At 44.4% G+C, this 6,135-nt stretch carries 8 protein-coding genes; 3 read left to right on the top strand and 5 right to left on the bottom strand.

Features of this window, described 5'->3' with window-relative positions; all coding sequences use genetic code 11:
- Positions 1–409: 409 nt before the first annotated feature.
- The gene (locus CZ379_RS22525; protein ID WP_110933665.1) at positions 410–784 is read right to left on the bottom strand and encodes a MerR family transcriptional regulator; all 375 of its coding nucleotides are present in this window, start codon (positions 782–784) and stop codon (positions 410–412) included.
- Positions 785–916: 132 nt separating this feature from the next.
- On the opposite strand from CZ379_RS22525, the gene CZ379_RS22520 reads away from it, so the two are divergent.
- Positions 917–1,834 carry an aldo/keto reductase gene (locus tag CZ379_RS22520; protein WP_110933664.1) on the top strand — a complete coding sequence of 306 codons (918 nt, stop codon included), beginning with the start codon at positions 917–919 and terminating at the stop codon, positions 1,832–1,834.
- 164 nt (positions 1,835–1,998) lie between these two features.
- Here CZ379_RS22520 and CZ379_RS22515 read toward each other — a convergent pair whose 3' ends face one another.
- Entirely contained in the window at positions 1,999–2,598 is a 600-nt protein-coding gene (locus tag CZ379_RS22515) for a DUF2087 domain-containing protein (RefSeq protein ID WP_110933663.1), read from the bottom strand.
- A gap of 289 nt (positions 2,599–2,887) precedes the next feature.
- On the opposite strand from CZ379_RS22515, the gene CZ379_RS22510 reads away from it, so the two are divergent.
- Positions 2,888–3,721, top strand: a complete 834-nt coding sequence (locus CZ379_RS22510) for a methyltransferase domain-containing protein (protein WP_110933662.1) — start codon at positions 2,888–2,890, stop codon at positions 3,719–3,721.
- A gap of 42 nt (positions 3,722–3,763) precedes the next feature.
- Here the strand turns inward: CZ379_RS22510 and CZ379_RS22505 are convergent, their stop codons facing one another.
- Together CZ379_RS22505 and CZ379_RS22500 are read right to left on the bottom strand one after the other, a co-directional pair.
- Positions 3,764–4,399, bottom strand: coding sequence for a nitroreductase family protein (locus CZ379_RS22505; protein ID WP_110933661.1), 636 nt, complete (start codon positions 4,397–4,399; stop codon positions 3,764–3,766).
- A gap of 24 nt (positions 4,400–4,423) precedes the next feature.
- Complete coding sequence (locus CZ379_RS22500; RefSeq protein WP_110933660.1) at positions 4,424–4,852, bottom strand: MarR family winged helix-turn-helix transcriptional regulator; 429 nt, start codon at positions 4,850–4,852, stop codon at positions 4,424–4,426.
- Between the two features lie 262 nt (positions 4,853–5,114).
- On the opposite strand from CZ379_RS22500, the gene CZ379_RS22495 reads away from it, so the two are divergent.
- Positions 5,115–5,507, top strand: a complete 393-nt coding sequence (locus tag CZ379_RS22495) for a VOC family protein (protein ID WP_110933659.1) — start codon at positions 5,115–5,117, stop codon at positions 5,505–5,507.
- 30 nt (positions 5,508–5,537) lie between these two features.
- On the opposite strand, the gene CZ379_RS22490 is transcribed toward CZ379_RS22495, so the two are convergent.
- Complete coding sequence (locus CZ379_RS22490; RefSeq protein WP_110933658.1) at positions 5,538–6,110, bottom strand: DJ-1/PfpI family protein; 573 nt, start codon at positions 6,108–6,110, stop codon at positions 5,538–5,540.
- Positions 6,111–6,135 lie beyond the last annotated feature (25 nt).

The following is a 6,135-nucleotide window of genomic DNA, read 5'->3' as shown; positions in this document are numbered from 1 at the left end:
AATAGCAAATCATCCAAATAAAGGTGGCAATGGGGGGGGGGGGAAGATGTTCTTAAAACAAGATCAGGTTCATAATAGGAAAGGCGAAAAAAGCAGGTGTTTAAGCGTTTACATTTTTCTGCGAGAAAAGATTCCTTCGTCTTTATTTACCTATTATTGTAATTGGTAGATGTATTTGTATGAAGGGGGAGGTTTGTATGATCGAGGGAGAAAAATCTCTCCATTGTCGTAGGGGATGAAGCTTCTAAAAAATGCAAAAGCCCTGTTATGATTTTTAACAGGGCTCCATGCTCGCAATGAAGTTTCGCCACGCGGTGCTTCTCCTGCTTAATGACAAGAGATAGCGAAGGTTCGCCATCACGGATTGAGCATATTAATTATTCCATCGGGTTATCTTAATTGCGAGAAATCAAAGGCGAGCGTGCTCTTCATACTGTGCGGTGAAATGGTTGATTTTCATAGTCACCTTTTGCAGATGCTTTTCCATCGTTTTGATATCCTCTTCAACGCTCTTTTTATGCTCGACTAACATCTCGCAGCGCTGCTCCAATGTATCTGCGCCCAGCACGCTTAAATCTACGAATTCCTTGATTTGCTTTATGGGCATGCCTGTTTCCTTCAGGCAGCAAATTAATCCGAGCCAGTCCAAATCATCGTCGGAGAAACGGCGTATGCCGCCCTCCGTTCGCTTTATGAACGGCAGCAGTCCTTCTTTTTCATAGTAGCGCAGGGTGTGACTAGGCAATTTGGTTTTTTCAGACACTTGTTTAATGGAATAGCTCATCTGCCATCTTCCCTTCCACGATTTCAAATATTAGCAGCCAACTCTTGACTTGAAGTTAACTTTAAGCTTTAAAATTCTATTGTACAATACATGGAGATGATTCAAAAGATCTAGACAAGGAGGATATGAATCATGAGAACGATGAAACTTGGAACTAGCAATTTGGAGGTGCCGGTGATTGCGGTCGGTTGTATGCGCATTAATTCACTGGGACAAGCTGAGGCGGAGAAGTTTGTACAGACCTCGCTCGAAGCGGGTGCAAATTTCTTTGACCATGCGGATATTTACGGTGGAGGCAAATGCGAGGAGATTTTTGCCGATGCGATCCATATGAATGATGACGTGCGCGAGAAGATCATCCTGCAATCCAAGTGCGGCATTCGCCAAGGCATGTTTGACTTCTCGAAGGAGCATATATTAAATTCGGTGGACGGTATTCTGAAAAGATTGAGAACGGATTATCTCGACGTGCTGCTACTGCATCGTCCAGATGCCTTGGTAGAGCCGGAAGAGGTCGCAGAAGCTTTCGATCAATTGGAGAGCTCCGGCAAGGTAAGGCATTTCGGGGTGTCTAATCAAAATCCGATGCAGATCGAGCTTCTGAAGAAGCATGTGAAACAGCCGCTGGTCGCCAATCAGCTGCAATTGAGCATCACGAATGCAAATATGATTTCCAATGGAATTAACGTAAATATGGAGAACTCGGCTGCAGTGAACCGTGATGGGAGCATATTGGACTATTGCCGGCTGAATGATATCACGATCCAGCCATGGTCGCCGTTCCAATACGGCTTCTTTGAAGGTGTATTTCTTGGCAGCGAGAAGTTCCCGGAACTGAATCAGAAAATCGATGAAATCGCGGAAAAATATGAGGTTTCCAACACGACAATCGCCATTGCGTGGCTTCTTCGTCATCCAGCAAAGATGCAGCCAGTGACAGGTACAATGAACCTGGAGAGAATCCTGGATTGCTGCAAAGCCGCCGACATCAAGCTGACTCGGGAAGAATGGTACGGCATTTACCGCGCAGCGGGGAATGTGCTTCCGTAACTAGGGCAGGAAGGGCTTTATTAACTAACAGTTCAACCATGGAGCTGTTGTACCGATTACAGAAGCAATTAGAAAGCGGGTGCATGTTGTTGATGCGCCCGCTTTAATAATGCTGCTTTTATCGATGGATAACATGCTTACGGATTCGGAACAGTCCGAGATACTTATGAAAGGTTCTCCCACTTAGCCCACATCTCCTGCGGGTTCAATTCATAAATATCGTTCTCTCTGAACATGAATTGATGCATGATGAATTCCCTGCGAATCGTGGCAAAATCCTCGTGATAGTTCTTAATGAACGCATTGATTTCCGGTTCGCTATATTTATGCCCCATCTCCAAGCGGGATACCAGATGCTCCAGCACAATCAGCTTCTTTTTTAGTTGGGCAGGGATGCTCTTCAGGCGGCCGTCAGCGGTAAAAAAGTTTTTAATGACGGATTCCTTCAGGCGTTGTTGCTGCTCATCGAACATATTCGTTCCTCCTTCAGACGCACGTTGAATCAGATTGATCGAGGCGTCAGCGCTATTTTTCAGAAAATAATGGTTCAGCGAGAAAAAGATCGTGTTCTTATCCCGGCGTTCGTTAATCAAACTGGCTTCCCGCAATTTTGCGGCATGGTGAGTAATGGTAGCGGGAGTTACTCCCAGTTTCTTAGCCAGTTCTTGTCCATTCCGTTCGCCGTCCGCAAGTAAAATCAGCATGCGAATTCTAGTAGGGTCGGCGAGTGCTTTATGGTAGGTCACCACCTTGTCTAGCTGCAAGTCAAGACACCTCCATATGAAATTTAACAAATATCTAATTAGATGAATGATAAATTAGATTCTAAGCCAGTCGCAATGTATTGTCAATGATTAATAAAAAGAATTTCATGGGGTAGCGGGCAGGAGCGGGACTTGAATGGCTGGCGATCAGACACAATTCGGGTTTTTATTGCCAAGTAAATCAAGGCGTTCAACCAGCGGTTGAACGATTTAAAAATTCAAATACGAAGTTATTGTCCCTTCCAAGCAATTCCAATACAATTGGAGTTACATAGAGGGGCGTGAGAAAATGAAAGAAACATTAGCAAGAAATATAAAGATCTATCGCAAAGAAAGGGGACTGACCCAAGAGGGGCTTGCACAAATACTTGGTCTTTCCTTTCAAGCTGTATCCAAATGGGAGAATGCTCAGACCATGCCGGATATTTCGTTATTGCCTCAGCTCTCAAGAACCTTGGAAGTAAGCACCGATAAACTTCTTGGGTACGCTTCACAGTACACACCGATAACGATTTATGAGGAAGCATATCAAACGCAAGATTATTACTGGGGGACTGCACCCAACCAGGAATGCTACCAGGTTTTGCAGAGGATGCCGCCTGTGAAGCCCTTGAAATTGCTGGATATTGGCTGCGGGGAGGGCAAGGATGCCGTGTTCTTTGCAAGAAATGGATATGAGGTCACAGCATTCGACGTTTCGGATGCCGGCATCGAGAAAACAAAAAGACTAGCAGATCACAGCGGAGTGCATGTTAACGTATTTAAGGCGGATATTTTAGATTATCGTTTAGATCGCCATTTTGACATTGTCTTTTCTAGTGGTGTTTTGCATTACATAAAACCGGAGCTTCGCCAAGAGATTTTTGACAACTATAAACGATTTACAAATCAAAAAGGCATGCATATCCTGAATGTGTTCGTAAATAAGCCGTTTATTGCGCCACCTCCGGAGAAAGAACCGAATGCGTATAAGTGGTACTCGGGCGAGCTGCTTGCGTATTACCAGGACTGGCTTATTCAAGAGAGCTCGGAAATTGTCTTCGATTGCAGCTCCTCCGGCATCCCTCACAAACACGCGATGACTACAATCAGCGCCCAGAAGATCACCTCATTAGAGTGCTAGAGAAGCCGTCCACAGAACGGCTTCTCATTGGGGTGAAAAAAATTATTTCCAGGTGGCTACAGCCTCAACCGGCAAACGGTACGATGGGCGGCCTTCGGTGGCAGCCTTGCCAATCGATATGATCATAACCGGAACATAGCGCTCCTGATCGAGCCCAAAGGCCTCGGCAATATTCTGCTTGTCGTACCCCCCAATTGGGTTGGTATCGTAGCCATGGGCACGAGCAACAAGCATAAGCTGCATCGATACGAGACTGGCATCAATGAGCACAATGTCCCGCATATTCTGTTCCGGCAAACTTTCATACATTGGTTTGAAGGAGCTGAGCACCTTTTCCTTAACGTCTTCAGGCATATAACCCAGCTCGACAGATTTTCCATAGATCTCTTCGGCATTTTCGATGCAGTTCATATCGCCAAAGACCGCGATAACAGCCGCAGAAGTGTTGACCTGATTCGTATTGAACATGGCCAGTTCAGCCATTTTGGCTTTACCCTCTGGTGTGTCGATGACGACAAAGCGCCATGGCTGCATATTAATCGAAGATGGGGCGGTCATTGCTTCGGCTAAAATCTCCGTCATTTCCTCGCGGCTGATTTTTACGGTTGGGTCATAATTTTTTACGGAACGGCGTCCTAATACGATTTCTTTGAAATCTTTAGTATGGGTTGTATTCATTTGGATTCTTCCTCTCCTATAGATCTAATATTTGCTTATGTTTTGCTGAATGCGAGTCAGCATGTCGGTCAATGCATAAAGTTCTTCCGAACTGAAGTCCTGGAACATGTGATGGGTAAAACTACGTTTTTCCGTGCCGCAGCTAATAATTTGCTCCCGTCCTTCCTTCGTCAAGCTGACAAAGGTTTCACGGTGATCGGATGGATTTCTGCGTCTCGCCACCATACCTTGAGCTTCAAGCTGCTTCAAATGGCGCGTAACGGCTGCATTATCGATGTTGACCGACTTTTGCAGTGTAGACTGATTCATCTCGTCCGTCAGGTACAGTTGATACAAAAGCTCGTAGCGGGACAAACTCAATTGGGCACTACGTTCAAACTTCGGGCCGATCTGATTGCAGAAATCTTTAAGCAGAAACAAAATACGCTCTTGATCTGTAGCTGAGCAATTCATTGAATAACCTCCCGGGTGCGGTAACCAACGAGCCTGCCTTTTGTCTCCAGCAGCGTGTTGCATTTGCAATGCTCGTTTAATTGAGGGGTCAAATATTGACCCGTCAATTAATGTATTACATAATAACAAGAAATGCAAGTGAGTATTGATTTCCAGCTTGAATTGGATTGCCTTTTTTATTAGAATTTAAAGGGAAATTTCTGACAACTCTTGAGTTTGTCTAATAATTTGCAATAGATTCTGTAAAGGGAGTGAGCAATATATGATGAGTCAGGTAGGACAAATTATGTTGTATGTGAATAATCAGGATAGGGCGGTGCGTTTTTGGACGGAAAAGGTAGGCTTTAGCATAATTTCTGAAGAGAATAACGATCAAATGAGATGGATTGAAATTGCTCCAACCAAGGAGGCTGAAACAAGCATCATTCTCCATGACAAGGAATTCGTTGCTAAAATGTCGCCGGGAGTAAACTTGGGAACACCGTCTTTAATGTTCTTCACGGATAACCTCGATGAACTGCATAGTGATTTATCTGGAAAAAATATTACAGTTGGGGAAATCGTAAGTCTGCCTACCGGCAGAGTATTTAACTTTGCAGATGACGAGGAAAACTATTTTGCTGTCATGGAGAAAAATAAAGAGCGTTCCCAATAATCCCATCGAAAATCAATAGCAGGTTTGAATCTATTTAGCTGACGGATAGTAGGGATAGTCCATCAAGTCTTGAATACGCTGGGCTGCATCTTTGTTGGTAAGAGATTCAACAACATATAGCCCCAAGTCAATCGAAGCCGCCACTCCGCCGCCTGTGAATAGGTTCCCATCCCTTACGAAACGTTCCTTCACGACTTCAGTGCAGTAAGGGCGGAGCAGTTCGTAAGCGTAGGGGTTGGTGGTTGCCTTTTTGCCTTCTAAAAACCCCGCTGCTCCCAAAATCAAAGCCCCTGTGCACACAGACACTTTGTATTTTACCTCTCGCGCTGTTTGAATCCATGAAATAAAATCGGAATCATACCTAAGCTGCCTTGTAGACATTCCTCCCGGGACAAATATTAAATCATAGTTCGTCAGGTCTGGGGATATATGATCTATTTTGACAGTTAATCCTCGGTCGTCTTTAATTTCTTCTTTCGTGGAACAAAAATCCCATCGCACATTTTCTTTAACGTTTAAAATCCCCATCCAGGTTACAGCTTCATAGAAGCCAACAAAATCGAGCGTAGTCATGTTGTCAAACAGAATAAAAGCCATCCTCATCCCTTTCACCTAACCTTTCGATATG

The organism is Paenibacillus bouchesdurhonensis (assembly GCF_900155685.1).
GTDB lineage: Bacteria > Bacillota > Bacilli > Paenibacillales > Paenibacillaceae > Fontibacillus > Fontibacillus bouchesdurhonensis.
The sequence above is the reverse complement of the archived record's forward strand: the minus strand, read 5'-3'. Positions and strand labels throughout refer to the sequence as shown.

Bases quoted from the DNA above. Each gene is read 5' to 3' on its own strand.
- CZ379_RS22520 (WP_110933664.1), top strand. From the start codon at position 917: ATGAGAACGATGAAACTTGGAACTAGCAATTTGGAGGTGCCGGTGATT.
- CZ379_RS22510 (WP_110933662.1), top strand. From the start codon at position 2,888: ATGAAAGAAACATTAGCAAGAAATATAAAGATCTATCGCAAAGAAAGG.
- CZ379_RS22495 (WP_110933659.1), top strand. From the start codon at position 5,115: ATGATGAGTCAGGTAGGACAAATTATGTTGTATGTGAATAATCAGGAT.
- CZ379_RS22490 (WP_110933658.1), bottom strand. From the start codon at position 6,110: ATGAGGATGGCTTTTATTCTGTTTGACAACATGACTACGCTCGATTTT.
- CZ379_RS22525 (WP_110933665.1), bottom strand. From the start codon at position 784: ATGAGCTATTCCATTAAACAAGTGTCTGAAAAAACCAAATTGCCTAGT.
- CZ379_RS22505 (WP_110933661.1), bottom strand. From the start codon at position 4,399: ATGAATACAACCCATACTAAAGATTTCAAAGAAATCGTATTAGGACGC.
- CZ379_RS22500 (WP_110933660.1), bottom strand. From the start codon at position 4,852: ATGAATTGCTCAGCTACAGATCAAGAGCGTATTTTGTTTCTGCTTAAA.